The 26,315-nt window shown below is 42.0% G+C and carries 28 protein-coding genes; 20 read left to right on the forward strand and 8 right to left on the reverse strand.

From position 1 onward, the window contains the following. Window positions 1–150 precede the first annotated feature (150 nt). Window positions 151–1,026, reverse strand: a complete 876-nt coding sequence (locus G563_RS0119110) for a Ppx/GppA phosphatase family protein (protein WP_028666712.1) — start codon at window positions 1,024–1,026, stop codon at window positions 151–153. A 217-nt stretch (window positions 1,027–1,243) separates the two neighbouring features. Here G563_RS0119110 and G563_RS0119115 point away from each other — a divergent pair, with 217 nt between their 5' ends. From G563_RS0119115 to G563_RS0119130, 4 genes are all read left to right on the forward strand, one after another. Next, a complete protein-coding gene (locus G563_RS0119115; protein ID WP_028666713.1) occupies window positions 1,244–3,106 on the forward strand; it encodes a carbamoyltransferase family protein in 1,863 nt (620 codons plus the stop codon). 78 nt (window positions 3,107–3,184) lie between these two features. Beyond that, on the forward strand, window positions 3,185–4,321 hold the full coding sequence (locus G563_RS0119120; protein ID WP_028666714.1) for an SGNH/GDSL hydrolase family protein: 1,137 nt from the start codon (window positions 3,185–3,187) through the stop codon (window positions 4,319–4,321). A 179-nt stretch (window positions 4,322–4,500) separates the two neighbouring features. After that, entirely contained in the window at window positions 4,501–4,650 is a 150-nt protein-coding gene (locus G563_RS38520; RefSeq protein ID WP_169579790.1) for a DUF5989 family protein, read from the forward strand. 78 nt (window positions 4,651–4,728) lie between these two features. Then, complete coding sequence (locus tag G563_RS0119130) at window positions 4,729–5,100, forward strand: SxtJ family membrane protein (RefSeq protein ID WP_028666715.1); 372 nt, start codon at window positions 4,729–4,731, stop codon at window positions 5,098–5,100. Between the two features lie 8 nt (window positions 5,101–5,108). Here G563_RS0119130 and G563_RS0119135 read toward each other — a convergent pair whose 3' ends face one another. After that, the gene (locus tag G563_RS0119135; RefSeq protein WP_028666716.1) at window positions 5,109–5,861 is read right to left on the reverse strand and encodes an LOG family protein; all 753 of its coding nucleotides are present in this window, start codon (window positions 5,859–5,861) and stop codon (window positions 5,109–5,111) included. Window positions 5,862–5,984: 123 nt separating this feature from the next. Between G563_RS0119135 and G563_RS0119140 the strand changes: the two genes are divergently transcribed. The 6 genes from G563_RS0119140 to G563_RS0119165 all read left to right on the forward strand — a co-directional run bounded on the left by G563_RS0119140 (window position 5,985) and on the right by G563_RS0119165 (window position 10,979). Further along, window positions 5,985–6,623 (forward strand): MBL fold metallo-hydrolase, encoded by a 639-nt coding sequence (locus tag G563_RS0119140; protein WP_028666717.1) that lies wholly within the window; start codon window positions 5,985–5,987, stop codon window positions 6,621–6,623. A gap of 4 nt (window positions 6,624–6,627) precedes the next feature. After that, entirely contained in the window at window positions 6,628–7,365 is a 738-nt protein-coding gene (pssA, locus tag G563_RS0119145) for a CDP-diacylglycerol--serine O-phosphatidyltransferase (protein ID WP_051211077.1), read from the forward strand. Between the two features lie 77 nt (window positions 7,366–7,442). Further along, window positions 7,443–7,694: a phosphoribosylformylglycinamidine synthase subunit PurS gene (gene purS, locus G563_RS0119150; RefSeq protein WP_028666719.1), complete on the forward strand. Its 252-nt coding sequence runs from the start codon at window positions 7,443–7,445 to the stop codon at window positions 7,692–7,694. A 70-nt stretch (window positions 7,695–7,764) separates the two neighbouring features. Further along, window positions 7,765–8,766: a 3-oxoacyl-ACP synthase III family protein gene (locus G563_RS0119155; RefSeq protein ID WP_028666720.1), complete on the forward strand. Its 1,002-nt coding sequence runs from the start codon at window positions 7,765–7,767 to the stop codon at window positions 8,764–8,766. Between the two features lie 323 nt (window positions 8,767–9,089). Then, window positions 9,090–9,545, forward strand: coding sequence for a DinB family protein (locus tag G563_RS0119160; RefSeq protein ID WP_028666721.1), 456 nt, complete (start codon window positions 9,090–9,092; stop codon window positions 9,543–9,545). 48 nt (window positions 9,546–9,593) lie between these two features. Then, window positions 9,594–10,979, forward strand: a complete 1,386-nt coding sequence (locus tag G563_RS0119165; RefSeq protein ID WP_028666722.1) for a Gfo/Idh/MocA family protein — start codon at window positions 9,594–9,596, stop codon at window positions 10,977–10,979. A 79-nt stretch (window positions 10,980–11,058) separates the two neighbouring features. Here the strand turns inward: G563_RS0119165 and G563_RS0119170 are convergent, their stop codons facing one another. Next, complete coding sequence (locus G563_RS0119170; RefSeq protein ID WP_028666723.1) at window positions 11,059–11,793, reverse strand: LytR/AlgR family response regulator transcription factor; 735 nt, start codon at window positions 11,791–11,793, stop codon at window positions 11,059–11,061. 57 nt (window positions 11,794–11,850) lie between these two features. After that, window positions 11,851–12,954, reverse strand: coding sequence for a sensor histidine kinase (locus G563_RS0119175; protein ID WP_028666724.1), 1,104 nt, complete (start codon window positions 12,952–12,954; stop codon window positions 11,851–11,853). A gap of 48 nt (window positions 12,955–13,002) precedes the next feature. Here G563_RS0119175 and rfbC point away from each other — a divergent pair, with 48 nt between their 5' ends. The 3 genes from rfbC to G563_RS0119190 all read left to right on the forward strand — a co-directional run bounded on the left by rfbC (window position 13,003) and on the right by G563_RS0119190 (window position 14,943). Beyond that, window positions 13,003–13,548, forward strand: a complete 546-nt coding sequence (rfbC, locus tag G563_RS0119180) for a dTDP-4-dehydrorhamnose 3,5-epimerase (RefSeq protein WP_028666725.1) — start codon at window positions 13,003–13,005, stop codon at window positions 13,546–13,548. A 182-nt stretch (window positions 13,549–13,730) separates the two neighbouring features. Continuing rightward, complete coding sequence (locus G563_RS35295; RefSeq protein ID WP_037327523.1) at window positions 13,731–14,474, forward strand: tyrosine-protein phosphatase; 744 nt, start codon at window positions 13,731–13,733, stop codon at window positions 14,472–14,474. Window positions 14,475–14,538: 64 nt separating this feature from the next. Beyond that, entirely contained in the window at window positions 14,539–14,943 is a 405-nt protein-coding gene (locus G563_RS0119190; protein WP_028666726.1) for a DUF983 domain-containing protein, read from the forward strand. Here the strand turns inward: G563_RS0119190 and coaD are convergent. The 4 genes from coaD to G563_RS0119210 all read right to left on the reverse strand — a co-directional run bounded on the left by coaD (window position 14,927) and on the right by G563_RS0119210 (window position 17,392). Beyond that, a complete protein-coding gene (gene coaD, locus G563_RS0119195; RefSeq protein WP_037327526.1) occupies window positions 14,927–15,403 on the reverse strand; it encodes a pantetheine-phosphate adenylyltransferase in 477 nt (158 codons plus the stop codon). The genes G563_RS0119190 and coaD overlap by 17 nt on opposite strands. Further along, complete coding sequence (locus G563_RS0119200) at window positions 15,400–16,293, reverse strand: DUF3822 family protein (protein WP_028666728.1); 894 nt, start codon at window positions 16,291–16,293, stop codon at window positions 15,400–15,402. Before G563_RS0119200 ends, coaD begins: the two co-directional genes overlap by 4 nt. Before the next feature lie 25 nt (window positions 16,294–16,318). Beyond that, window positions 16,319–16,849: an NUDIX domain-containing protein gene (locus G563_RS0119205; RefSeq protein ID WP_051211078.1), complete on the reverse strand. Its 531-nt coding sequence runs from the start codon at window positions 16,847–16,849 to the stop codon at window positions 16,319–16,321. A 105-nt stretch (window positions 16,850–16,954) separates the two neighbouring features. After that, window positions 16,955–17,392 carry a CBS domain-containing protein gene (locus G563_RS0119210; protein WP_028666730.1) on the reverse strand — a complete coding sequence of 146 codons (438 nt, stop codon included), beginning with the start codon at window positions 17,390–17,392 and terminating at the stop codon, window positions 16,955–16,957. Between the two features lie 225 nt (window positions 17,393–17,617). Between G563_RS0119210 and G563_RS0119215 the strand changes: the two genes are divergently transcribed. From G563_RS0119215 to G563_RS0119245, 7 genes are all read left to right on the forward strand, one after another. Beyond that, window positions 17,618–19,036 (forward strand): ATP-dependent DNA helicase, encoded by a 1,419-nt coding sequence (locus G563_RS0119215; protein WP_028666731.1) that lies wholly within the window; start codon window positions 17,618–17,620, stop codon window positions 19,034–19,036. A gap of 21 nt (window positions 19,037–19,057) precedes the next feature. Next, window positions 19,058–19,606, forward strand: coding sequence for a DUF4269 domain-containing protein (locus tag G563_RS35300; protein ID WP_037327529.1), 549 nt, complete (start codon window positions 19,058–19,060; stop codon window positions 19,604–19,606). A 78-nt stretch (window positions 19,607–19,684) separates the two neighbouring features. Further along, a complete protein-coding gene (locus G563_RS0119225; RefSeq protein ID WP_028666732.1) occupies window positions 19,685–20,242 on the forward strand; it encodes a Crp/Fnr family transcriptional regulator in 558 nt (185 codons plus the stop codon). A 111-nt stretch (window positions 20,243–20,353) separates the two neighbouring features. Further along, entirely contained in the window at window positions 20,354–20,755 is a 402-nt protein-coding gene (locus tag G563_RS0119230; protein WP_028666733.1) for a hypothetical protein, read from the forward strand. 4 nt (window positions 20,756–20,759) lie between these two features. Continuing rightward, window positions 20,760–21,797 (forward strand): efflux RND transporter periplasmic adaptor subunit, encoded by a 1,038-nt coding sequence (locus G563_RS0119235; RefSeq protein WP_028666734.1) that lies wholly within the window; start codon window positions 20,760–20,762, stop codon window positions 21,795–21,797. Window positions 21,798–21,806: 9 nt separating this feature from the next. Next, a complete protein-coding gene (locus tag G563_RS35305) occupies window positions 21,807–24,908 on the forward strand; it encodes an efflux RND transporter permease subunit (RefSeq protein WP_037327531.1) in 3,102 nt (1,033 codons plus the stop codon). Between the two features lie 51 nt (window positions 24,909–24,959). Then, entirely contained in the window at window positions 24,960–26,297 is a 1,338-nt protein-coding gene (locus G563_RS0119245) for a TolC family protein (protein WP_028666735.1), read from the forward strand. Window positions 26,298–26,315 lie beyond the last annotated feature (18 nt).

Consider the following 26,315-nt stretch of genomic DNA (forward strand, 5'->3'; position numbering starts at 1 on the left):
AAAAGGAGAGCTGTAATACCTGCTATACTAAGCATAGAAGACCTTCTGATTATATTTGAGCGCATGGGCTCACTCAAACATCAATCAGAAGGTTTTTATAAGAATCATCTAAATTCAGAATGACTCACAGGGGAAGCTCAAACAAGGAATTTACTTATGTTTCAGACGCTCATATACCAACTGTATGATACCGTCTTTTAGGCCCAAATCAGGCACCAAAATCTTATTCGCTCCGGCCCATTTCATCACCGAAATATAAATATCAGAAGCCGGTACAATCACATCGGCACGGTCGGCGTTGAGGCGTAGCTTGTGCACGCGCTCTTCTTGGCTAAACGACGCAATATAATCTCTCATCCGCTGAAGTTCTGAGAGAGATGTAGCATTTTCTTCCGTTTTGTTGACCAAGTTAAATAGCTTCGAAATATTACCACCTGTACCCACAGCCGTTACAGGTTCAAGCGTATCTACATTATCTTCTATCCAATCTTCTATTTTGCGCCAAGCCCCTTTACTCTCTTTTCCTTCAAGCAAGCGCACTGAGCCGATTTTGAAGGATTTAGAAGCGACTTTTTGACGGTTAAAATAAATATTCAATTCGGTACTTCCCCCACCCACATCAATGTGAAGGTACTGACCGTCTTCGATTGATTGCACCACCACATTATTGATAAGCTGCGCCTCCTTGATACCATCGATGATATGAATCCTAATCCCCGTGACAGCCGCTATACGCTCCGCCACCTCGTGTCCATTGCCCGATTCTCTCATAGCAGATGTGGCACAAGCCATGTAGCCATCTACCTCATGCAGCTCCATCAGAAGCTTGTAGCACTGCATCAATTTTAGGGTTCGTGCCTCGCTTTCAGGGGTTATGTTTCCAAAATTAAAAACATCATGCCCTAAGCGTAAAGGAAAACGTACATACTCTACTCTCTTAAAACTGGTGTGTCCGCCGTCGTGCAAAACCGACGAAATTTGCAGCCGTGCTGCGTTGGAACCAATATCAATTGCTGCGATTTTCAACGATTGTTTTTCATTTAGTTTCCGCAAATGTAAAACGTAGTAGATTACCTTTTAATAATCAATTGGGTTAATTTTTGAAAAATCAGACAATCCTAGTTAGTTTTGTCGGTCATTATTAAAGTAAATCAAAAAATAAAGTTGGCAAACTTTTGTTAACGTTGTGTCGGTTTTAAATTTTAGTGACCCGAAGTCAACAGTTAACCTACCGATTTGTAGAATGAAAATACTTGGAATCTCTGCTTTTTATCACGATTCAGCCGCTGCTTTGATAGATAACGGCGAAATCGTAGCCGCCGCACAAGAAGAACGCTTTACCCGCAAAAAACACGACCCCAATTTCCCAGCCAATGCCGTCAAGTATTGTCTTGAATATGGCGGTACTACCCTCAATGAGCTAGATGCCATTGTATTCTACGATAAGCCTCTTCTCAAATTCGAGCGTTTGCTAGAAACTTACTACACTTTTGCGCCCAAAGGAATCAAATCGTTTATTACGGCGATTCCGGTGTGGATCAAAGAAAAAATGTTTCTCAAGCGCCTCATCAAAGAAGAACTAGAGAAAATCGGTTATGACCCCAAAAAGCCCGTCAAACTTCTTTTTCCGGAGCACCACTTGTCGCACGCAGCAAGTGCTTACTATCCTTCTCCCTACGAAAAAGCCGCGATTTTGACCATAGATGGCGTAGGCGAATGGGCAACCGCCTCTATTTGCTCGGGCGAAGGCAACAAAATTTCTATTCTCAAAGAACTACGATTTCCTCATTCGTTGGGGCTTTTATATTCGGCATTTACTTACTTTCTGGGCTTCAAAGTTAACTCTGGTGAGTACAAACTCATGGGCTTGGCTCCCTACGGAAACCCCTCCTCACCCGATGTAGATAAGTATGTAGAAACTATCAAAAAGGAGTTGATAGACCTCAAAGAAGATGGCTCTATCTGGCTCGACCAAAAATACTTCGACTACGCTACTGGCCTCAAGATGGTCAACGAAAGCGAATGGGAGCGCATGTTTGGCATGAAAACCCGTAGACCTGAAGACCCTCTCGAAGCACATCATTGTAATCTGGGTTTGGCGATTCAGCGCGTTACGGAGGAAGTAGTAGTGAAGATGGCTCAAGAAGCCAAACGCCTTACGGGAGCCGACTATTTGTGTTTGGCGGGTGGTGTGGCGCTCAACTGCGTTTCTAACGGAAAACTGCAAAAAGCCAATGTCTTCAAAGAAGTCTTTATACAACCTGCCGCTGGGGATGCAGGAGGTGCCCTTGGCGCAGCTCTCACGGCTTATTACATTTATTTTGACCAAAAACGCGTCATCAATTATACCCAAGATGCGATGAGCGGCTCTTATTTAGGGCCTACTTTTTCAGATTTGGATGTAGAATTGGTAGCAAAAAAATACAAAGCCGTTGCCAAAAAATTTGAAAACTTCGACGAACTTACCCAAGAAGTCGCCAAAATCTTAGCGGAAGGCAACGTAGTAGGCTGGGTACAAGGGCGCATGGAGTTTGGGCCACGCGCATTGGGCGCACGAAGTATTCTAGGTGACCCACGCAACGCTGAGATGCAGAAAAAGCTCAACGTCAAAATCAAATATCGGGAGTCGTTCCGTCCGTTTGCGCCTTCGGTATTGGCCGAAAAAGTAGGCGAATACTTCGACTACGAAGGCATTTCGCCTTATATGTTGCTTGTGCATCCTGTCAAAGACTCACGTCGCAAGCCACTTCCCGCCGACTTTGATTCGTTTGATTTGCGCAACAAACTTTATTACTTGCGTTCGGATTTGCCTTCTATTACGCACATCGATTTTTCGGCACGGATTCAGACAGTGCACAAAAACACCAACCCACGTTACTATCAACTCATTAGCGATTTTGAGAAATTGACAGGATATGGGGTCATCGTAAATACCTCTTTCAACGTAAGAGGGGAACCTATCGTAAGTACCCCCAACGACGCCTATCGTTGTTTTATGCGTACCGAAATGGACTATCTAGTGGTGGGCAATTACGTGTTTGACAAACGTCAGCAACCTCACTGGGAAGACACCGATAACTGGAAAGAAGAATTCACTTTGGATTAAGGCTAAAGACGAAAAGAGAGATACTTTGATTTCTCTCTTTCGTCTAATACCTAATAAACATCCAACGTCTGTTTCAATATGACCTCAAAATTAATCACGTCATTTGTCCGCCTTATTTTTCTAGGAATCGTTGCCTTCTTTTTGTTTTTCCCCGACAAATTGAGCATCAAATTTGATTATCCTTACGCGGGTTTGGTAGATAGTTTTTATGTAAGATTGGCCAAGGCCACGTCGCTTTTATTGATTTTGATAGAACTCCTCCGAATGTTTTATTATGGAGTTATCAAAAATCCTAAAAGCAACAAAATCATCGCCAACATTGCCACATTAGGGATAATGGTGGTTTGGCTTGTAGGTATATTAGAAATAGCGTTTATGTTTATCTCCCAAAGCCACGAGGGAGATTTGAGCAAAGCCTCTCAAATTTGGTTTGCTAAATACTGGAAACCTATTACGTCAGAAGGCTACCGTGATTTCCCTAAATCCAACCCCGAACAAAAGAAAAAAATCTTGGTATTAGGCGATTCTTTCGCCGCAGGGCATGGACTCGAAAACACCGAAGATCGTTTTTCGGACCAATTAGAAAAAAAATTGGGAGCTGATAAAGTCGCCGTTTATAACTTAGGGGTATCGGGTTCGGACACGCGCGATGAGTTTGAGCGTTTACAAAAATTTCCCGTCAAGCCAGAAGTGCTGGTGTTAGAATATTTCCCTAACGACATCGAAAAAGCGGCCCGCGATGCCAAACTGACTCTGGCTCAATTTCAGCCTTACGATGATATCAAAATGCCAGGGATAGGGTCATTGGTAATGCGTTTTTATTTGCCCAATTACATCTATTGGCAGTTTCCTCATATGCCTCCTGCTTCGATTACCGATTTTGTGCAGAAGTCATACACAGATACCACAATTCTCAACCCACATTTAAGAGATTTACAGAAAATTGTTGACTATGCTCGGCAGCACAATGCACCAATGTACGTTGTTATGGTGCCTTTTTTGCAAAACGTAGAAAAAAGTAACGGCTATACTAAGCCCATTGAGGAGTTTTTCATCAAACAAAACATTCCGGTAGTACGCCTAAGTGACTATTTGGGTACTATCCCTCCCAAAGAACGCATCGTGGGCAAAAACGATGGCCATGCGAGTGCGAAAGTCAACGCCTTGATAGCGGAGAAGTTATATGAAAAGATGCAGCAATCTCCCAAACCTTAAGAAAAGATGGTAGATTGCGTATCAACAAATAACTAGGGAAGGCTAAGATTCACTTTGGCATAACCTTAAAATGTGTAATTTTGTATTTAAACAACATTGTATCACTGTTATTAATTATTTGTTTGAGGTTAACTCTCTAGCTATCAACTCATAAAACTAATAACTTATATCTTACCAAAATGGATTTTCTAAAAGACTTATTTGCCTTCTTGGGCGAGCGAAAAAAATGGTGGTTGGCTCCAATGATTATTCTTTTGTTGCTCATTGGCGTTATTATTGTCATTGGTGGTGGTTCGGCAGTAGCCCCATTCATTTATACATTATTCTAATTTAAAGTTGTTCATTTGTCAGTGATGAGAACTTATCCCATAACTGACAAATGAATCAATAGATAACACCTTCTAAAAATGTCTGAAGCAGAAAAAAGTAAAGCCCAGTTAGTGATTGTCACTGGGTTGGTAGTCTTTTCGTTTATTTTCAAATCGGCCTCCTTATACTTACTCTACGCCGCAGGGATTGTAGGTCTTCTTAGTATTTTCATTCCGGTAGTAGGAGATTTTATCGTAAAAATTTGGTTCAAAATCGCTGAAGGATTAGGATGGTTTAACTCTCGGGTTATTCTTTCGATTATGTTTTATGTGTTTTTGTGGCCAATAGCGATGCTTTATCGCCTTTCTACCAAAAACCCAATGGGCGTAAAACGTCCTACATCTACCAATACCGTATATGTAGAACGTAATCATGAATACACCAAAAAAGACTTAGAACAAATCTGGTAAGATTTGTTCTACCCTTTTTCCAAAAGCCACCAAATCGGCTTGCGGCGTTTCTGAACCTGATAGTTGGTCATCAAGTACAAACTAATGTGCTCGATGGCCTCATCTATACTATCAGTCACTTTGAGTAGCCCCAAGTCTTCGGGCGATATGGTACCCTGTTCTACCATTTTTTCGAGCATCGCCAACATGGGTTTGTAGTATTCTGTGCCCATAAGTACCATCGGAAAATTAGTGACTGTGCGGGTTTGAATAAGCGTTAAGGTTTCGTAAAGCTCGTCCATTGTACCTACTCCACCGGGCATAATCACAAACCCATAAGAATATTTGACCAATAGTACTTTACGCACAAAGAAGTACTTAATCTTCACCCATTTTTGCATATAAGGGTTTTCGCTTTGCTCATGGGGCAGTTTAATATTACAGCCTACTGAGCGGCCCCCACTTTCGAAAGCACCCCGATTGGCCGCTTCCATGATACCCGGCCCTCCTCCCGTCATTACAGTCATGCCAAGGTCATTGGCGATGCGTTTGCCCAATTCGCGCGCTTGCTCATAATATACCGACCCTTCTTTGAAGCGAGCCGAACCAAAAACCGTAATACACGGCCCCACAAAATGCAGGGCTCGAATTCCTTTCAAAAACTCCCACAACACGTCAATAATAAATAACAACTCAAAACGGCGGCTTTTGGGGCCTTCCAAATAATAATCTCCGTGACGTTGGTCAATAAAAGGCTTTCTTTTTTCTGGTTCTGAAATCATTAGCGCTGGTATTTAATTGGTTTGGATGTTGTAGATGCCTCGAAAGGCTGTTTACTTAGAGTGGGACTTTTGCAAACTTGCCAAGTTTAACCCTAACTTAGCAGCAATTTTAGTGATTTTGTTATGATTCAGATACAATCTTTTGTTTTCTCTCCTTTTCAAGAAAACACTTACGTTCTTTTTGACGAGACCCACGAGGCGGTTATTATCGATCCGGGTTGCTTAATGCAAGCCGAAAAAGAAACACTTGCCCAATTTGTCACCCAAAATAGACTCATAGTAAAGGCACTCCTTCAAACCCATGCTCACCTCGACCATGTGTTTGGAAGTGCGTTTGTGAAGCGAAAATATGGTGTCAAAATGTGGATGCACAAAAACGAGCTGCCCATTTTGGCCTCTGTCGAAAATCGATGCCAACTTTGGGGAATCCGTGGCTATGAGCCTGTAGAAGCAGATGAGTTTATCGACGAAGGTGATATTATTTCTTTCGGAAATTCTCAGCTTGAGATATTGTTTGTACCGGGTCATGCGCCAGGTCATTTGGCGTTTGTAAATCATGCGCAACGTTTTGTTATCGGCGGTGATGTGCTTTTCAAAGGCAGTGTCGGTCGTACCGACTTCCCACTTTGCGACAACGAGGCACTCATCAATAGTATTCAGACGAAGTTTATGACTTTAGAAGATGACTACCGCGTATACGCTGGCCACATGGATAGCACTACGATTGGATATGAGCGCCGCACCAATCCTTTTCTCACTTAATTTTATGTCAAAACCCAAACAACTAGCCACTTCAGATATTCGACTTTTCACGATTCCCAACCTCATGACCTGTGGCAATCTCGCTTGTGGTTGTCTGGGAATTGTATTTAGTTTTAGGGGAGATTTGCTCCTTGCAGGTACTTTGATTTTGGTAGCAGCCGTCTTAGATTTTTTGGATGGTTTTGCGGCTCGGCTGCTTCGACAATCATCGGCGATTGGTAAAGAACTCGATTCGTTGGCCGATATGGTCACTTTTGGCGTTTTGCCGTCGATGATTATTTTCCAATTATTGGAAAAAACCAGCACTACTATTGATATTGGCAATATGCTGATTTCTTTTAGTGCTTTTGTGCTGAGTATTTTTTCGGCCTTACGTTTAGCCAAATTCAATATTGATACCCGTCAATCCGATTCTTTCATTGGCGTACCCACGCCCGCCAATGCTTTATTAGTGGCCTCTTTGCCTTTTATTTTACGCAGCAATCCCGAACTAGAACCATGGATAGTCAATCAACAAACACTCATCGGATACACTCTATTGATGTCGTATTTGTTAGTGGCTGAGTTACCACTTTTGGCTTTCAAGTTCACCACCTTTGCTTGGAAAGCCAACCAAGTCAAATATATTTTCCTTCTAGTATCGGTGATTTTATTGTTTTTGTTGAAATTTGCAGCAATTCCACTGATTGTAGCTATTTATATACTACTGTCAGTATTACAAAGATTTATTAAAATTCAATAACATAGCACATTGTATTTCAATGATTTTGATTACGAAATACATTGTTCTTACCATTCATTTAAAATCAAAAATTCCAGATGAAATTTATCGCCGAAATCAACGTCATGCCCCAAAAAGAAATTTTGGACCCCCAAGGTAAAGCTGTTAAGTTGGGACTTCACAATTTAGGAATTGACGACGTGTCGGATGTTCGTATTGGTAAACACATCACTATGGCCCTCGAAGCTGATTCTGAGGCCGATGCCAAACAAAGAGTAGAAACTGCTTGTAGCAAATTGCTCGCCAATATGATTATGGAAGACTATACTTATACCCTCAAAGAAGGATAAATCCTCAAAAATGTGATGGCTCAGAGTCATCACATTTTTTTATTAGTATTACTCCTAATTCATTCCCTCAATGCCTTATTCCAAAATAACAGGGTTGGGCTACTACGTACCCGAAAATGTAGTAACCAACGAAGACCTTAAGCAGTGGATGGACACCTCCGATGAATGGATTCGGGAACGAACCGGAATTCGTGAGAGACGTTTTTTTACCTACGGCAAAGATACCAATGCAAGCATGGCTACGGCAGCCTCACGCCAAGCCTTGGAAAGAGCAGGCCTACAACCTTCTGACGTAGAGCTTATTGTATATGCCACGATTACGCCTGATTATTTCTTTCCGGGCTCGGCATTTTTGATGCAGCGCGAGCTCGACTTGGTGGGTATTCCCGTCATTGATATTCGTGAGCAATGCTCTGGATTTGTGTATGCACTTTCCATTGCGGATCAGTTTATCAAGACAGGTATGTACAAAACAGTACTTGTAGTGGGCGCCGAAATCCAATCCACTTGGACCGACAAAAGCACCAAAGGCCGCAATGTAGCCGTGATTTTTGGGGATGGAGCAGGCGCTGCCGTGGTCCAAGCTACCGAAGATGCCTCTCATCGTGTTTTATCGACTCACCTACACGCCGACGGACGTTTTGCCGAAGATTTGTACGTCAAAGACCCTGGCAGCAGTAGGCCTACCCGCTCCGCTACCAAAGAAATGATTGATGAAGGAGGTTTTGAGGTAGTTATGAATGGAAATGCCGTCTTCAAACACGCCGTGGTAAGATTTGCCGAAGCCATTCGCGAAGCCCTTGATGCCAACGGTTACTGTCCCGAAGACATTTCGCTGTTGGTACCTCATCAAGCCAATGTACGTATCAGTGAATATGTGCGCGACCAAATGAAACTTCGCGAAGATCAAGTGATTAGTAATATCCATAAATATGGAAACACTACCGCTGCTTCTATTCCTATTGCCCTTACCGAAGCCTGGGAAGAAGGACGAGTCAAAGAAGGTGATATTATTTGCCTTGCGGCTTTTGGAAGTGGGTTTACTTGGGCATCGGCGTTGATTAAATGGTAAAGCTTTCTCCCTTACTATAAATCATCCCAGAGATTGTGCAATAAATGCGGTAGGTGGAAGCTCAAAATTTCTAGTTAAAAGCCTTAAGTTTTACTTCTTCGAAGCTAAAATCCTGCCTCGGAGAGGCACAAAGTTTGTAGCTAACAAGTCCGAAAAAAGCAATGAACTTAGGAGAAGTCAAACATCAGGTTAATTTAATGGGTTTTCTCACAAAAAAACAAATTACCTAAATTCGAGATAATCTTTTTTCATAAATGGTTGTGTTGAGTCCTTGATAGTTTAAATGCTTTTTTTAAACTTGTCATCTCATAACACTTCCTTTTATGAAATCGTATCACATCCGCCTTTTTGAATACGACCATTGGGCCAATCTACGTATCATCGACGCCCTCGAAAAGCTCGATACTCCGCCCGAAAGAGCGCTCCTATTGATGAGCCATATTCTCAATGCCCAGATGGTCTGGTTTACCAGAGTGGCCAATGACCACTTGGTTGTCAGTCCGTGGGATTTGTTGCCTGTCTCGTGGCTTAAAGAAACGGCTGAACGAAGCTTCCAAAAATGGGATAGCCTCATCAAAGACACTGATGAGCAAGAATTCAATAAAATCATTAAGTATCAAAATACAACTGGTGCGAGTTTTGAGACGCCCCTAGGTGAGATTTTAATCCATCTTACGCACCATGCGGCCTATCACCGAGGTCAAATCATCTCTTTGCTCAAACCTATGATCAATCCCCTGCCTGCCACTGATTATATTGTATGGCTTAGAGAAAACTAAATTTTCTTATTACCCTCATTTTCGGCATTTTCTTCCCTTCATTACGATATGGCAACTATCAATCGGCGTCATGCCCTCAAAACACTCGGTCTTACGGCAAGTGCGGCAGCATTTGCCCAGCATGCCCAAGCCGAAACGATTCAAGAAATCACGTTTCCCAAAGATCCTCGCTACGTAGCTATTGCTCAACCCATAACAGCCGTAGTATTGGGAGCTGGCAATCGGGGTAATGTCTATGGGCGCTATGCCTTGGCCAATCCCAACGACATAAAAATGATAGGTGTGGCCGAACCTATCCCTTTTCGAAATGACAAGTTTGCTAAGGCGCATGGCATCAGCGAACAGCATCGTTTTAAAACCTGGGAAGATGTGTTTAAAGTCCCCAAATTTGCGGATGCTATCATCATTTCCACCCCCGATTATCTGCATTATGGCCCTGCCATGAAAGCTTTAGCGATGGGTTATCATGTATTGTTGGAGAAGCCAATTTCTCCTTCTTTGCAAGAGTGCTTGGAAATATTGGCTGCTGCAAAAAAATCAAAAAGTATTATTGCGGTTTGTCATGTGTTAAGATATACGACTTATTTCCGCAAACTCAAAGAGCTTTGTGATTCGGGAGAACTAGGTACTATGATGAGTATCAACCACTTGGAGGGAATCGAATATGTCCACATGGCCCACTCCTATGTAAGGGGCAATTGGCACGAGGCCGCTAAAACCAATCCTATCATTTTAGCCAAATCGTGTCATGACCTAGATATTATGCGATGGATTGCCAACAAATCCGCTAAAACTGTATCGGCCTATGGTAATCTGAAATGGTTTAAACGTGAAAACGCCCCCGAAGGCAGCACCGAACGCTGCGTAGAAGGCTGTAAAGTAGAACGTGAGTGCCCCTTTTCGGCAATAAAAGTATATTACGAACAAAAAAAACGCATCCACGTACTTGATGTCCCGGAAGACCCAGCGCTACAAGGCCCCGCTATTTTAGAAAAGCTCAAAACTTCCAACTATGGACGTTGTGTATATCGAATGAACAATGACCAGCCCGACCACTACACTAGCATTTATCAATTTGACGATGGTGTATTGGCTACTTTTGGCTTAGAGGCGTTTACGGCATGGGAAGCCCGCAAAACCCGTGTTATGTTTAGTATGGGAGAAATCGAAGGAGACAACGATTTGATAAAAGTAACCGATTTTCGAACCAAAGAAGTAACGTTATGGAAAGCCAGTACCCAAAAAGAATTTAACAACTCTGGGCATGGTGGTGGGGACTTTGGCTTAATGCAAAATTTTGTTCAAGCAGTAGCGCAAAACAATCCTGCGCTCCTCACCTCTACTATCGATGCTTCTATCGAAAGTCACGTAATGGGATTTATGGCCGAAGCTAGTCGAAAAAATGGAAAATCGATGGAGATAAAATTGGGGTAACCCTCCGTCATATAGTGGGATAAAAAATAAACCCTTCAAAAATAAAGGACTGTTGGAAAATCCAACAGCCCTTCGTTTTTTATAAACTCAGCATATCTTTAAACCTAATGGCCTGACGACGAGAGATTTCGATTTTTTCACCGCTTCCGCGCAAAGTCACCAAAAGCCCTCCCGAAAACCAAGGCTCTATTTTGTCAATCCACTGCAAATTGATAATATGCTTCCGATTAGCTCTAAAAAAAGAAACAGGGTCGAGGCGCTCCTCCAAAGCATTCAATGACTTAAGAACGAGTGGTTTTTGGTCGTCAAAATGAAGACGTACATAATTACCCATCGATTCAAACAGCCTTACTTTACCAAGTTTTACAAACCAACATCTTTCACCGTCTTTGATAAAAACTTGGTCGTTTTCTCCCAAAATTTTACGTTCGGTCAAAGTCTCAGTTTCATTCTTTCGGTCAAACTCATCAAATACCCGATGTACTGCTTCGCTCAATCGAGGTAAATCAATAGGTTTGAGGATATAATCTAGCGCGTTGTATTCAAAAGCCTTGAGAGCATACTCATCATAGGCTGTTGTAAAAATTACTTCTGGGATTGTATCATCGTCCAGAGATTCCAACAATTCAAACCCGTTTTTGCCGGGCATCTGAATATCTAAAAACAATAAATCGGGGCGTTGCTCTTCTACTAGCTTTTTTGCTTCGTCTGCATTAGCTGCCTCGCCTACAATTTCAATCTTTGGAAAATTCTCTAACAACCGGCGTAACTCGTTTCGAGCCAACCTTTCATCGTCAATAATCAGGGCTTTCATTAGCAAATGATTTGTGGTTTATCATATTTTGAATTTTTAGGCTACGGCAGGCCCATTTTATATACTTTTAGCCGCATTCTTTGTTTGGGGGATACTTCTAAACACCCCTTCGGTTTGAATTGGAATAATCACCTCAGCCCTTACTACATTTTCTGATTCCTGAAAAATTCTAAACCCCGCCGAATCTTCTCCATACAACAAATGTAAACGACGCTCAGTATTTTCAAGGCCAAATCCACTTGCTTCCTTATGTTTTTCTAAATCGTTGTCTTTTTTGATGAGCGTTCCCGTATTTCGAATGTGAATATGTACATGGTTGTTTTCTAAAAAAGAAGTTACTTGTATAAACCCACCGTTGACTGCCTTTTGTACCCCATGTTTTATGGCATTTTCTACTAAAGTTTGAAGCATCATTGGCGGTATTTGTAAGTAAAGGGTTTTGGGATCGATATGAAAATCAGCCGTAAGGCGCTCCTCATATCGTACTTTTTCAAGACTAAGGTAATCTTCCACTGTTTTGAGTTCTTCACGTAGCTCGACGGTCTTGCGGCGATCGGCCAAGAGAGAATTGCGCAAAATATTGGAAAGTTGCGTCACTCCTTGTTGTGCTTTGGCAGGATTTTCAGAAATAAGGGCTCTGATAGAGTTAAGAGCATTAAATACAAAATGAGGGTTGAGCTGCGACCTTAAAACTTTGGCCTCTGTTTCATTTACTGAGGTTTTGAGCAAAATTTTCTCTATTTCGGTGGCTCGCATGTTTTCTACATAATGATAAATCGTATAGCTCAGTACCCACATAAACATACTCTTGCTCCACGACAACCAATCCCCAAAAAAGATAAAAGGCTGGCTATTAAACACATCTTTAAGAGCATGAATATCAATGGGATAATTCATCAAAGTCATGATTAGCCCCAACAAAAGCCCCGAAAAAATAACACGCGGTACAAGCCGATATAGTGGTAAACTCACCCAATTTTGCTCTTTTACAATGAGCCGATAAAAGTGAGTCAATAGTACACATACCAATATATTTGCAATTGCAAAAAAGAAGTTTCCTATTGTAAGTTCTTCTTCTAATGCATAATATAGCAATTCGTAGAACATAAGAGCCGACCAGCCCCCTATTTGACAAATCCAGTATATTCTTTTTTTCGACATTCGTCCAATTTAGCTAATTTTGCCTTTGTTTTCAATTTACTCACCCCTATGCAAGTTATTAAAAAATCAATCGAAGGCCTGATAGAAATTATACCAGCGGTTTATAAAGATGAAAGAGGGTCTTTTTTTGAGACTTTCAACAAAGAAACTTTTGAGGCTAAAGGAATCCCCACTCATTTTGTGCAAGACAATCAATCTTTCTCCAAAAAAGGGGTTGTTAGAGGATTGCATTTTCAACGCGCACCTTTTGCTCAAGGCAAGCTCGTACGTGTAGTATCAGGAAGGGTACTAGATGTGGCCGTCGATATTCGTCCTGACTCCCCTACCTTTGGCCAATACGAAACCGTGGAACTATCTGCCGAGCTCAACAATCTATTTTATGTACCAGAAGGGTTTGCGCACGGATTTGTGGCATTAGAAGATTCAATTTTTATCTATAAATGCACCAACGTTTACAACAAAGCTTCTGAGGGAGGAATTATCTGGAACGACCCCGATTTAAACATTGATTGGCAAATTACTAACCCTATTGTATCCGAAAAAGACCTTCAATTGCCTACTTTTAAAGGTTATTTTGACCAAATACCTTCTTAAGCAATTTATATACCAATTTGACTTAATTTTTTTTAATAGGTAGCTTTATCGAGCCAATAGGTATCAATATTCTGATTTTCTAATGGTTAACAATTATTTTTGTATGCCTATTACTTTGGCACAATTCATGAAAAGATAATTTCATATAACGAAATGTATCTGGAAGCGAATTGTAAAATACCATGCCTTTTTCTTTTCTAAAACGAAATCGTACCTCTCAAGCATCTACTCGTTTTCCGCCTTTTGCGGTAGATATGCATGCTCACATTTTACCGTTGCTCGACAATGGCCCTCAAAGTTTGGAAGAGAGCGTGGCCCTTATCCAAGAAATGGCCTCTCAAGGCTTACGCAAGATTATCGCTACTCCTCATATTATGGGAGAGTTTTACGAAAACAGCATCGAAAATATTCGTAATAGCCGCAATCGACTTCGTAGTGAGCTTATTCGCAAATGTATCTCGGTCGAAATCGACATGGCCGCCGAATACTACCTTGATGTGTCTTTGGTTCATATGCTCGAACAAGGCCTGCCACTTCTTGCGATTCAAGATACTTACTTACTGTTAGAAACAAGCATTGTAGGCAGACCTTCGTTTTTGTACGAAGCTATCGAACTCATCCAAAAACGCGGCTTAGTGCCAGTATTAGCTCATCCAGAGCGTTATCATTATTTACAACAAAATTTCGACCTAGTGATTGATTTACACAGACGAGGGGTATTGTTTCAACTCAATCTCAACGCTTGGCAAAGTAATCACCTTGCTACTCGACAACTTGCCGAACGCCTAACTACCGAAGGACTAGTATCATTTGTAGGCAGCAATACCCATAATCAGCGCGAATGGAGCCATATCAAAGACTCTATTCATTCCACGGTTTTTGCACGATTGGTAGAAAAAGGTCTTTTAAACTCTCATCTTCTATAAGCGCATCGGAAGAGGTTTTGTATGGCCAAAATATATTACCTTTGGGTCCAATTTTTCTTTAGATATGCCCAAAGGAACCAAGTTATATAGTATTCTCCACAATAAGTGCCCTCGCTGTCAAGAAGGCAATTTTTTCAAGAGTAATCAGTCTTTTCGGTGGAAAGACTTTGATAAAATGCATCCCAACTGTGAAGTGTGCGGAGAGTCATTCGAAAGAGAACCAGGGTTTTACTTCGGCGGTATGTATGGCAGCTACGCGCTTTATACTTTGCTAATTTCGTTTGTTTTTGTATGCTTTGTACTCTGGCTTCAGTTCAATGTTTTTTATGTATTGGGGGTTTTGGTTCCAATTTTGATTTTGTCGCAACCGCTTTTTTTTAGATGGGGTCGATTGCTGTGGATTAATATTTTCGTAAAATATGACCCAGAAGCGGCCAAAAACCCAAAAAAAATCAAACCGAAATGGTAGCTTTGGAAAGCTTATAGGGTAAAAATTCGTCTACATCGTGACCATAGCGATGGAGCTCTCGGATGATAGTAGAGCTAATCGGAGCTAAATGTGGAGAGGTAATAAGAAAAATCGTCTCCACTTCTTCATAAACGTGCCTATTTACCTGCGATATGCTATTTTCGTACTCAAAATCGGTCGTATTTCGTAAACCTCTCAGCAAAAACCGCGCTCCTAATTGGCGAGCCATATTGGCTGTCAAGTCATCGTAAGTGACTGTACTGATTTGGGGATATATTGCAAAAGTTTCGTCAATCAACGCCTTCATTGTTTCTAAGGGGAAATAGCGCTTTTTGTTTGAATTGTGCCCAATCCCTACGATGATTTCATCAAACAAGTTGAGTCCTCTCAACACGATATCTTCGTGACCTTTGGTAAAAGGGTCAAACGAGCCCGGAAACAATGCGATACGTTTTTTCATAGAGTTGCGAAATAGATGTTGTATAAACTAAAATAACGATGCTCGGGCAAATCTTCAAAAGCCTCGCCTAGCATAATTTTGGGGGGAATATTACCAAACGAAATATGTGATAAAAATTTTTGGAGCAGTTGGTAATCTTCGGAGAAAGGGGTTATCTCACCATAGAGAAACGCCAATAAATCATCGGCTCTTAAACCTAGTGAATCTAACACAAACATCACAAAATACCCCATATCAGAGGCGACTTTGTAGGCAAACTTATTGCAAAAAAGCAAGCGGCTATTTTTAGCAATGGTCACAGTAAGGTATTCATCTTCAAAGTGAAGGCTCATCACACTTCTGTCTTTTTCGAGCTTCGACTGTATGATCGTTCCCTCAATCAAGGCATGCGTCTGATGCAGAAAAATAGGCTTATGCAACGTATAAGTATTGAGCATAAATTCGCTGATAGATTTCTGAACAGCAAACACATTGCGAGCGCCTAAGTGTCTTACTTCACGATGCACTACCTGCTCATGCTCAAGGGTTTCGCCTCTCAAGAGTTCTAGATAGGAGCCAATATATTCTTTTCGAAAGTACTCATCTGGAATGAGCGTAAAATGAGGCGTATTGAAAGAAACACTTACACTTTTCCAGAGATTGTTACTCAAAAGACGATTTTGCTGAACCAAATCCGACAGCCAAGCCGATTGATTTGGTTCTCGGCCAATCCCCGACATGAGATAATCTTCTAAACACAACACCCGTTTTTGGCCACTTTCAAACACCATGAAACGAAGTCTTTCGGTATTTACTTCCAACATTAATTCATACTCCGCGCATTTTTCGGGGTCAAATCTTTCGTCTTTAATCTCCAACAATGGAGTAATCGCGGTCTGTGTAATAAGCATCCGTCTTAAAATCCTAAGTGAATCGTTAGTTGTGAACTACGCCCGTCAGGGCATTGAGTTCGTTGAGGTAGCCTTTTAAAAGGTAAATATCTGATAAACGGTTGCAATATTTGAAAAGTGTGTGCACCTCATGAGATGGATACTTTTTTATATCTTCAAAACTCATCCAGCGCAACTCTTGGATGATTTGGGTATCGGTAGTCATCTCTGGATCCGAACCAAGAAGCTGCTGCCCTCCTATTACTTTCACTTCAAAAAAAAGTTCCAAAGCATGCAGCGGTGGATGCATAAATTCGTTTACAAACATCAAAGAACCAATTTCAACATCAAGCCCCGTTTCTTCTTTAAACTCTCTTTTGAGTGCATCGGGTGTGGTTTCTTCAAAATCAATTCCTCCTCCTGGAGGGCACCAAAAGGTATCGGTGTTGCCGATTCCACGGTGATTGAGCATCAAAATTTTATTGTTTTCGATGCATATACCGCATACTCTTATGCGAAGTCGATTGCCATAGAGGCGTTTTACTTCTTCTCTCGCCTTTTCCAAAGTTACAGTCAAGTTGTTTGTTTGAAAGGTCGGCAGCAGTAGTACACACTGTATCAATATGTTAGCTCAGGCTACCTTCCTTTTACCTTACTTCCCAACTGCAAATATAATCATATATCAATATGGACTTCCCGATATGTAACTTTCTAATGATTCGATACGAGCTTTTTGGTCTTTGATAATACTCGTGACCACGTCGTTGATAGAGATAATGCCTATTAGCTCCCCTTCATCCACAATCGGCAAGTGGCGAATATGCTTCTCTGACATAATAATCATGGCCTCTTCCAATTTTTGCTCAGACGAAACCGTGATAAGCTTGGAAGTCATTACGTCTTTGATGAGAGTTTGATTCGAACTTCTCCCCAACAAAATCACTTTGCGGGCATAATCTCTTTCTGAAAAAATACCGACCAACTGACCTTCATCTATGACCAACACCGCCCCAATGTTTTTTTCGGCCATCTGCTGCAATGCTTCCAATACAGTATCGTTTGACTTCACTGAGAAAATAGCATTGCGGACTTTGTCTTTTAATACATTCTTGATTTTCATTCGTTATAAAAATTAAAGTTAGGAATTAGTTTAGCTAGTCATCAAGAATACCCTCTCTATCAACACATTATCCATTTGATCTCACATTAGTCTTTTGGTATTTTAGGGAACATTTCGCTTAAAGAGACTATGAAAGTATAATTTTTTCTTAAAAAATGAAAATAAAAAAAAAGGAATAATTTATCATGGTTGCGAAATTTGCATTCCTACTGTAGTTTTGAGTACATGAAAGAGACACCGCCTTTGACTTCCGCTGCTTTGGTGCAAAAAGCCTTCCCCCATGAGCCTACTTCGGGTCAGCAGCATTTTTTTACGAAAATTGCCGAGTTTTTAGAAAACGAAGATGTCCGTGACTGTTTTTTGCTCAAGGGATATGCCGGAACGGGTAAAACGACCCTCATCAGTACCGTTATCAAAGTTATCACCAAATTTGGCTACAAAACGGTGCTTTTGGCTCCTACCGGGCGCGCTGCCAAGGTCATGAGCAACTACTCCAAGAAAAAAGCCCTAACTATCCACAAAAAAATCTACCGTCAAGTAGCGGATGCTTATACGGGTACGCTGCATTTTGAGCGACAATCCAACAAACACCGCGATACGCTTTTTATCGTTGACGAAGCTTCCATGATTTCGGACGAAGCCGAATTTGGCTCGCATGGCCTTCTGTATGATTTGATTGAATACGTCTTTGAAGGCATTGGCAATAAGCTCCTCATCGTAGGAGATGTGGCTCAGCTACCTCCTATCAATAAAGAACTAAGCCCTGCCCTCGACAAATCGTATCTTGAAAGTACTTTTTACCTCAGCGTGTATGAGCAAGAGCTCACTGAAGTGACACGCCAAGGCCAACACTCCGGCATCCTGCGCAATGCCACTAGTCTCAGAGATACCCTACCGCTCGAAAAACTTGACATCAAACTTCAAACCAAAGGATTGAGGGATTTTTATAAAATGCCAAGCGACCGCCTCGAAGACGGTCTACGCTATGCTTACGAAAAACACGGACGCGAAAATGTCACTATCATCACCCGTTCTAATCGCGAAGCGGTACAGCTCAATCAGTTTGTACGGCGCCAAATCAACGCCGCCGAAGAAGAACTTGAAGTGGGAGATTTGTTGATGATTGTTCGCAACAATTATACCGTCCTCGACGAAGAGTCGCCCGCTGGTTTTTTGGCCAATGGAGATTTTGTGGAAGTAAAACGCATCCGCAAGGAAGAAGAAGTACATGGCTTTCGATTTGCGACGGTAGAGCTTCAGCTACTCGATTATGAAGAGCAGCCGCCTTTTGAAGCAAAGATTTTTTTGGACACATTGCATTCGCCTAGCCCTTCGCTCACTCAGGAAGAAAACAGACGGTTGTATGAGGCTGTGTTGGAAGACTATATGTACCTCAAAACCAAAAAAGCCCGCAACGAAGCTATCCGCCAAGACGTGTATCTCAATGCCTTACAAGTAAAATTCGCCTATGCTCTTACCTGCCACAAATCTCAAGGAGGGCAATGGAAATCGGTTTTTGTCAATCAAGGTTTTTTACCCGAAGACCAAGTCAACAAGGAGTTTGTACGTTGGCTCTACACGGCTGTCACAAGGGCTACCGATGAAATATTTATGATGAATTTTCACGCTCAGTTTTTTGAGTAATTTTTACCACATCTCATAATAATGCAGCTCAATTTTCTTGATATTTCTTACCTAAAAACTGGGAATAAAAAGCAAAAACAAGTATTTCAACTTCTCAATTATCATAAAGTAATGGAGATTTTGAAAGCCTTTTCGCCCATTTTAGTAGGTACGATTCCGATTGGAATTGATATTCCCTCAAGTGATCTGGATATTATTTGTTGCTGGGACAATAAGGCTAATTTTATCCATACCCTTACCCAAAAATTAGGCAACCAAAGAGGATTCAAACTCTACGAAACTATCATCAGAGGCCACGAATCAGTGGTGGCACAATTTGATTTAGAAGAATTTGCGGTCGAGATTTTTGGGCAAAATATCCCTACTAAACAGCAAATGGGCTACCGTCATATGTGCATTGAACACTACCTTCTTTGTCAAAAGGGTGAAAAGTTTAGACAACAAATCATCGACCTAAAACAACAAGGCTACAAAACCGAACCCGCTTTTGGTGTATTGTTAGACCTAGGCGATGACCCTTATCAAGCTCTTCTTCAATACGAAAAAGAGTTTTTGAATAATGATTTCTAAAACCCCGTTTTGGTACTAAAAACTAGAATAATTTCCTATTTTTAGTGATTCATAATCCCCTTCACCTAAGCAATCGACGTGGAACTCACTACTTATATAAAACAACAAGGGATATATTCGGATTCGATTGGGGAATGGCTCCATGCAAACAGCAAAACCAAAGCTTATCCTAAAGGACATACCCTGCTGATGCCAGGCGAAATGTCGCATCGGGTGTATTATGTACAGGCAGGTTTGTTGAGGTCTTTTTATACCAAAGACGACAAAGACATTACGCATACTTTCGTGGCTGAAGGAGCTTTCATTTTACCGATTGAATGTATTTTTCACCACAGCCCTTCCATCTATGGTTACGAACTGATCGAAAGTTCGGTAATCACCACTTTTCGCTACGACGATTTTAACAAGCTTCACCAATTTCCCGAAATCAAAGAAGTAGAAAAACTTCTTCTGTACGAAGCCGTCAAAAAGTTTTCTGACATCATCAATACCATCAAATTCCAGTCTGCGAAAGAGCGCTATGAGCGTATGCTCAAAGAATATCCCAACATTCTGCTGAGGGCGCCCTTAGGTCATATTGCTTCTTATCTAGGTATTACCCAACAAACCCTCAGCGTTATCAGAGGTCAGATTTAAGAGCTTAAGATTCGAGGGAAACATATTTTTACACTTCTGTCATTTTTTAATCTATCTTAAAAATTCAGAATCATAGGCATACCAACTTTGCAGCATCAAAACAAAACGCAAATGTTGGACCAAGCCCATATTCACCAAATCATCGTTGCTGACGAAATAGGAATGGCTTCGCTCTTTCCTACGCTCAAGCACAAGCTCACCGCCGAAGAAGTGGAGTTTGTGTCTTTGGTATACTGCACCCAATCCACAAACTATCATTTCCAACCAGAAATAGAGATTCTGCAAAAACATTTTCCTCATAGATTGGTCGTGTTTTTTCAGCCCTCTACTTGCAGCAATAAGCACTATCCCCTCCGCGAAGTGTTAGAAGCGATTATCAACTCCAACACGAGTAAGGTGGTAGAAGTACTCCTATCCGCAGCATCCGAACTCTGTTTTGAAGCCGAAACAGAACTACATTTTTTAGGAATTCAAAACATCTCATTTCAAGAACAATATTTTTTAAATCAATAAACAGATGAAAAATCCCATTCTCTATGTATTGCCAAGCTTGGTGTTAGTGCTTGCCGCTTGCAATCAGAATCAGCCAGAACAAAAAACCATCGCCACTGCTACGGCCACCCCTGTAAGTGTAGAAGAAGTACAGACATCAGCTATCAATAGCGACATTTCGGTCAGTGGAAATATTGAAGGAAATACCACCGTACGTCTTGGCTTTTTGGTGGCAGGCAAAGTAAACTTTATCGCCGCCCGCGAAGGGCAAGCCATTAAAAAAGGACAATTGGTAGCAAGCTTAGACCCTACCAACTATCACATTGCCAAGCAATTGGCTGATGTACAAACCAATGCCGTGACCGACGAATTTAATCGTCTCAAACTTCTACGTGACAAAGGGAGCGTCACTGAGAGCGACTTCTCGAAAGTAAATTTTTCGCTACAACAAGCCCAATTACAACAACAACTCCATCAAAAAAACGAAAGCGATACCAAGCTATACGCGCCCATTAGCGGCGTGTTGATGAAAAAACTAACCGAAGTGGGCGAGATTGTGGGTACGGGTATTCCTTGCTTTGTTATCTCAGATATCAGTCGCGTCAAAGTGTTGGCGTATATTCCTGAAGGTGAACTTCATTTTATCAAAATCGGGCAACGCGCCGAAATTACTATCTCTGCTTTGGACAAAACATTTTCGGGGCGCGTGATTGAAGTGGGTTCTGCCGCTGATGTGACTTCGAGGGCTTTTACTATCAAAATCGAAGTCGAAAATCCCGGCCAAGCCATCCGCCCTGGCATGATAGCCGAAGCCAAAATAAAAGTAAACGCCACTTCTGAAATGGTGCTTTTGCCCATCGAAAGTATCAGCCGCGACATCAACAACCAAACCTACGTGTATGTGGTGGACAAATCGGTCAACAAGGCTTTCAAACGGGAAGTAAGTATCGGAAAAATGGTTGAAAACAAAGTGGAAATCATCAAAGGACTCAACAGCGGCGACGTAGTAGTGACTGCGGGTCAAAACAAAATCACCGAGGGTTCTTTGGTAACGATTAAATAACGTAAGACGATGAATATCATACAAGCATCCTTAAAATATAAACAAGTCACAGTTTCAGTATTGTTATTGTTGTTTGTGATTGGGGTTCAATCTTTGTTGAACATGCCCCGCCGCGAAGACCCCAAAATCACCATTCGTACGGGTTTGGTGGTGGCCTATTATCCCGGTGCCAACTCTTCGCAAGTAGAAGACCAAGTCACCAAAAAACTAGAGCAGTATCTATTTCAGTACGAGGAAGTAAACAAAGCCAAAACCTACTCCACTACTAAAGATGGCGTGGTGGTCATCAATGTAGAACTTACAGAAAGAGTCAAACAGCCCGATATTTTTTGGAGCAAACTCCGCAACCAACTCCTTGTAGCCAAGCAGCTCGACCTGCCCGAAGGTGTCAGAGGGCCTATTGTCAATTCAGATTTTGGAGATACAGAGGCAATGGTCATTGCTTTAGAAAGCCCTACTGCCAGCCCAAGTGAGCTCAAAAGCTATGCCCAAAAACTGGAAGATTATCTTCGGACGATTCCTGCCACCTCCAAAGTGAAGCGTATTGGCGAGCAAAAAGAAGAAATCGTGGTATCGTCCAATTCAGAAAAATTATCACAGTACGGTATCAGTTTGCAGCAAGTCGTCACTCTCTTGCAATCTCAAAACAAAATAAACCCCACCGGCGACATCAAGACCGACAACAATCAAACTTCGCTTTATACCAAAGGCTACTATAGCACCGAAGCTGACTTGGCCGACCAAATTGTAGGCACATCGCAAACGGGTTCAGTGGTCAAATTGGGAGATATTGCCAAGCTCAAACGCGACTATGCCGAGCCTCAAAGCCTCATTACGGTCAATGGCAACTCGGCGATTTTGTTGGCTATTCAGATGCAAGAAGGAAACAACATTGTCAAATTTGGTGACGAAGTGAACGCTAAAATCGAGCACGCTCAAAAAGTCATTCCTTCTCACGTCAAGATTACGACGATTGTGAACCAGCCGCATTTGGTGCAAGAAAATATTTCGCACTTCATCAAAGAATTCTTTTTAGCCATTGTATCGGTCATTGTGGTGGTCATTTTGCTGTTGCCGTTCCGCATTGCGGCAGTAGCGGCCACGGCCATTCCGGTGACGGTAGCCGTCACTTTCGCTCTTATGCACGGCCTTGGTATTGAGCTTCATCAAGTATCATTGGCAGCGTTGATTTTGGTATTGGGCATGGTGGTAGACGATGCCATTGTGATTGCCGACAACTACGTGGAGCTTCTGGACGAAGGCATAGACCGCTGGACAGCCGCTTGGCGCAGTGCCAACGACCTAGTCATGCCAGTATTGGTAGCGACGATTACCATTGTGGCGTCGTTTATGCCGATGATTTTGCTCAATGGCAGTGTTGGAGAGTTTATTTTTGCTTTACCTATCACGGTGGCGATTGCATTGCTATCGTCTTTTGTAGTGGCAATGTTGCTTACGCCCATGTTATGTTATCTTTTTATCAAAAAAGGACTACATCAAGCTGACAATCAAGACCAAAAGAAAAGAAAGTCACTGCTCGACTACATGCAAGAAGGCTATAATCGCCTCATTGATTGGTGCGTAAAATACCCCAAAACCACCCTCATCACTAGTTTTGCCTCTATCCTATTGGCAGGTCTATTGTTCAAGAGTGGAGTGCGACAGTTGTTTTTCCCCGCCGCCGAGAGAAATCAATTTATTGTAGAAGTATGGATGCCTACGGGTACGAAGTTGACCAAAACCAACGAAGCCATCAAAAAAGCAGAAGCACTCATCAAAAACGATAAAAGAGTCGTTTCTTATGCCACCTTCACAGGTACTGCTTCTCCTCGGTTTTACTATAATTTTTCGCCTGAGTTTCCTACTACCAACTACGCTCAGATTTTGGTGAACACCACTGACGAAAAAACCGCCGAAACTCTTGCCGAAGAATTGAGTCAAAAAGTAGATTCTACAATACCAGAGGGAAATACTTTTGTAAAACTCATGCAACAAGGCTCACCGCTCAAAGCACCTTTGGAGGTCAGAATTGTCGGTGACGACTTGGCTCGTTTGAAAGAAATTAGCGAACAAGTAACCGCTATCGTCAAAAACGCCCACGGCAGCCAACAAGTCCGCAATGATTTTGGAGAAGACTATTACGGGCTTTCACTCAATCTCAAACCCGAAGCTAGCCGCTTAGGATTTACCACAACGAGCATTTCGCAGACGGTTTATACAGGTTTTAGCGGAGCCGCTATTTCAAACATTTATGAAGGCAACAATGCCGTCAATATCGTGCTGCGCCTAGACGACGCCAACCGCCAAAATACCGACGACCTCCAAAAGATATACTTAAAATCACCGATTACGGGAAGCAATGTACCTCTTCGCCAAATAGTAGATGTGGTACCTCAGTGGCAAACGGGCAAAATCATGCACCGAAACGGCGTTCGTACCCTTACGGTGCAGTCGGAGGTAGCGCACGGAGTTTTACCAGCCGAACTTTTGAATCAAATCAAACCGCAGATTGAAAAGCTCTCATTGCCCAACGGCTATCATATTGAATACGGTGGCGAATATGCCAACAAACAAGAAACGCTCTCTCAAATGATCACCGCCCTTGTGGTAAGTTTGGTACTGATATTCTTCATTTTGTTGTTTCAATTCAAAAACCTAAAAGAATCAACCATCGTCATGCTGACAATTCCATTGAGCTTGTTTGGGGCTATTCTAGGGCTAGCCGTCACTGGCAACAATTTCAGCTTTACGGCCTTTATTGGGTTGATTTCATTGTCGGGGATTGTGGTTCGTAATGCGATCATTCTTGTAGACCATACCAACGAACTCATGCGACAAGGAATGGACATTCAAACCGCTGCCGTAGAAAGTGGCAAACGCCGCCTCCGCCCCATATTCTTGACCGCAATGGCGGCGGCAATCGGGGTACTTCCTATGATTATCTCGCAATCTCCCATGTGGGCTCCTCTCGCAAGCGTGTTGGCTTTTGGAGTAGTGTGGAGCATGATTATGGCCCTCATTACGGTTCCGGTACTTTATATTGGTTGGGTCAAGGTCAAAGACAAAAAAGACATTTTGTCGAACAGTGAATTTGAGAATTCGCCAAGTTGAAAATTCAGAAATGTTAAGAGTTACCTCTAGTAGGACTTAAAAATCACGAACATGAAAAATCTAAAAATATTCACCGTACCCTTGTTGATGTGCGGTATTCTATCCATACAAAACGCTTGGGCACAAACCACTTATTCGTTGGAGCAATTGACGGATATTGCCCTTAAATCCAACCGTGGACTAGCCATCAAACAATGGCAGATTGAGGAACGTAAAGCCAAGGTCAAAGAAGACGAAATCAAACGCTTACCGGCGGTGAATCTCAGTAGTACTTATCAGTATAATTTCAACTTAGCCGAAATTACAATCCCTGCGGGAACCATCGGCACTATTCCCCTGAGTGCTACCAATCAGGTACTTTTGCCCAATCAAGATGAAAGTTTTACCGTTGGCAAAAAAAGTAATTACAACATCGGAGTGAGTGCTTATCAACCTCTTTCGCAACAAGCAAAAATCAAAACGGGCATCGAAGCTAGTAAATTAGAAACGGTGGTGAGTGAGAAAGAAAAACAAAAAATGGCTTCACAAATCAAGCATGGAATTGAGCAATTGTATTTTGGGACCCTCATTGCCCAAAAGCAACTAGAAGAAGCCCAAGCTAAACTTGAGCTAGCTCATACCCGAATGAAAGATGTCGAAAACGCTTTGGAAGCAGGCAAAACGCTCGATGTCAACAAAGTAGGCTTGCTTGCTAATATCGCCGACGAGGAGCAAAATATCTTGAAATTGAATTTTCAGATTCAAAACTATAAATCTGATATTGCCAAACTAGCAGGTTTGGAAAGCGAAAACTTCAACTTAGAAAGCTCCCTCCCACTCCTCGTTGGGCTTCCCAATGTAGAAGACCTCAAAACCGAGCTCTCTGCTAATCCTGACCTACAACTTGCCAATCTTTCTAAAAACAAAGCAGAATTGGGCATCAAAGCGGCCAAACTGAGCGAGCGGCCAGATTTGGGGTTGATTGCGGGCTATGCCTTCCAAAGTGGCAACCCTTTAGCACCCGCCAACAACCCTTTTGTGGGTATCAATTTAAAATGGAATATACAAGATTTATATGCCAACAAACAAACCCAAAAACAACGCGCCTTTCAACTCAAACAAGCCCAAGAAAACATAGATTATACCAAGCAGCAGCTTTCGTACGAAATCGACAAAGCGTACCGTAAAGCGCTCCAAAGTAAATCTTTGATTGAGGTCGCCGAAAAAGCTTTAAAGTATCGTCAAGAAGAACTGAAATTACAAACCGACAAGCAGGCCGCTGGCATGAATCTCAAAACGGATTTGTTATCGACCAAAGTGCTAGTGGCGAAGGCAGAAGCAGATGTATATGCCGCTAAGATGTCGTATCTAATAGCCGTGTCGGACTTAGATGTATTGATAGGAAAATAGCGATGCTTTGTCGTTTTT

This window comes from Runella zeae DSM 19591 (assembly GCF_000423565.1).
Lineage (GTDB): Bacteria > Bacteroidota > Bacteroidia > Cytophagales > Spirosomataceae > Runella > Runella zeae.

What these genes read in the sequence shown, in the direction of transcription:
- G563_RS0119215 (WP_028666731.1), top strand. Translation starts at nt 17,618, where the DNA reads ATGAAAGAGACACCGCCTTTGACTTCCGCTGCTTTGGTGCAAAAAGCC.
- G563_RS0119200 (WP_028666728.1), bottom strand. Translation starts at nt 16,293, where the DNA reads ATGCTTATTACACAGACCGCGATTACTCCATTGTTGGAGATTAAAGAC.
- G563_RS35300 (WP_037327529.1), top strand. Translation starts at nt 19,058, where the DNA reads ATGCAGCTCAATTTTCTTGATATTTCTTACCTAAAAACTGGGAATAAA.
- pssA (WP_051211077.1), top strand. Translation starts at nt 6,628, where the DNA reads ATGTCAAAACCCAAACAACTAGCCACTTCAGATATTCGACTTTTCACG.
- G563_RS0119190 (WP_028666726.1), top strand. Translation starts at nt 14,539, where the DNA reads ATGCCCAAAGGAACCAAGTTATATAGTATTCTCCACAATAAGTGCCCT.
- G563_RS0119170 (WP_028666723.1), bottom strand. Translation starts at nt 11,793, where the DNA reads ATGAAAGCCCTGATTATTGACGATGAAAGGTTGGCTCGAAACGAGTTA.
- G563_RS0119135 (WP_028666716.1), bottom strand. Translation starts at nt 5,861, where the DNA reads ATGATTTCAGAACCAGAAAAAAGAAAGCCTTTTATTGACCAACGTCAC.
- G563_RS0119210 (WP_028666730.1), bottom strand. Translation starts at nt 17,392, where the DNA reads ATGAAAATCAAGAATGTATTAAAAGACAAAGTCCGCAATGCTATTTTC.
- G563_RS35295 (WP_037327523.1), top strand. Translation starts at nt 13,731, where the DNA reads ATGCCTTTTTCTTTTCTAAAACGAAATCGTACCTCTCAAGCATCTACT.
- purS (WP_028666719.1), top strand. Translation starts at nt 7,443, where the DNA reads ATGAAATTTATCGCCGAAATCAACGTCATGCCCCAAAAAGAAATTTTG.
- coaD (WP_037327526.1), bottom strand. Translation starts at nt 15,403, where the DNA reads ATGAAAAAACGTATCGCATTGTTTCCGGGCTCGTTTGACCCTTTTACC.
- G563_RS0119165 (WP_028666722.1), top strand. Translation starts at nt 9,594, where the DNA reads ATGGCAACTATCAATCGGCGTCATGCCCTCAAAACACTCGGTCTTACG.
- G563_RS0119120 (WP_028666714.1), top strand. Translation starts at nt 3,185, where the DNA reads ATGACCTCAAAATTAATCACGTCATTTGTCCGCCTTATTTTTCTAGGA.
- G563_RS38520 (WP_169579790.1), top strand. Translation starts at nt 4,501, where the DNA reads ATGGATTTTCTAAAAGACTTATTTGCCTTCTTGGGCGAGCGAAAAAAA.
- G563_RS0119115 (WP_028666713.1), top strand. Translation starts at nt 1,244, where the DNA reads ATGAAAATACTTGGAATCTCTGCTTTTTATCACGATTCAGCCGCTGCT.
- G563_RS0119140 (WP_028666717.1), top strand. Translation starts at nt 5,985, where the DNA reads ATGATTCAGATACAATCTTTTGTTTTCTCTCCTTTTCAAGAAAACACT.
- rfbC (WP_028666725.1), top strand. Translation starts at nt 13,003, where the DNA reads ATGCAAGTTATTAAAAAATCAATCGAAGGCCTGATAGAAATTATACCA.
- G563_RS0119230 (WP_028666733.1), top strand. Translation starts at nt 20,354, where the DNA reads ATGTTGGACCAAGCCCATATTCACCAAATCATCGTTGCTGACGAAATA.
- G563_RS35305 (WP_037327531.1), top strand. Translation starts at nt 21,807, where the DNA reads ATGAATATCATACAAGCATCCTTAAAATATAAACAAGTCACAGTTTCA.
- G563_RS0119155 (WP_028666720.1), top strand. Translation starts at nt 7,765, where the DNA reads ATGCCTTATTCCAAAATAACAGGGTTGGGCTACTACGTACCCGAAAAT.
- G563_RS0119175 (WP_028666724.1), bottom strand. Translation starts at nt 12,954, where the DNA reads ATGTCGAAAAAAAGAATATACTGGATTTGTCAAATAGGGGGCTGGTCG.
- G563_RS0119160 (WP_028666721.1), top strand. Translation starts at nt 9,090, where the DNA reads ATGAAATCGTATCACATCCGCCTTTTTGAATACGACCATTGGGCCAAT.
- G563_RS0119130 (WP_028666715.1), top strand. Translation starts at nt 4,729, where the DNA reads ATGTCTGAAGCAGAAAAAAGTAAAGCCCAGTTAGTGATTGTCACTGGG.
- G563_RS0119235 (WP_028666734.1), top strand. Translation starts at nt 20,760, where the DNA reads ATGAAAAATCCCATTCTCTATGTATTGCCAAGCTTGGTGTTAGTGCTT.
- G563_RS0119245 (WP_028666735.1), top strand. Translation starts at nt 24,960, where the DNA reads ATGAAAAATCTAAAAATATTCACCGTACCCTTGTTGATGTGCGGTATT.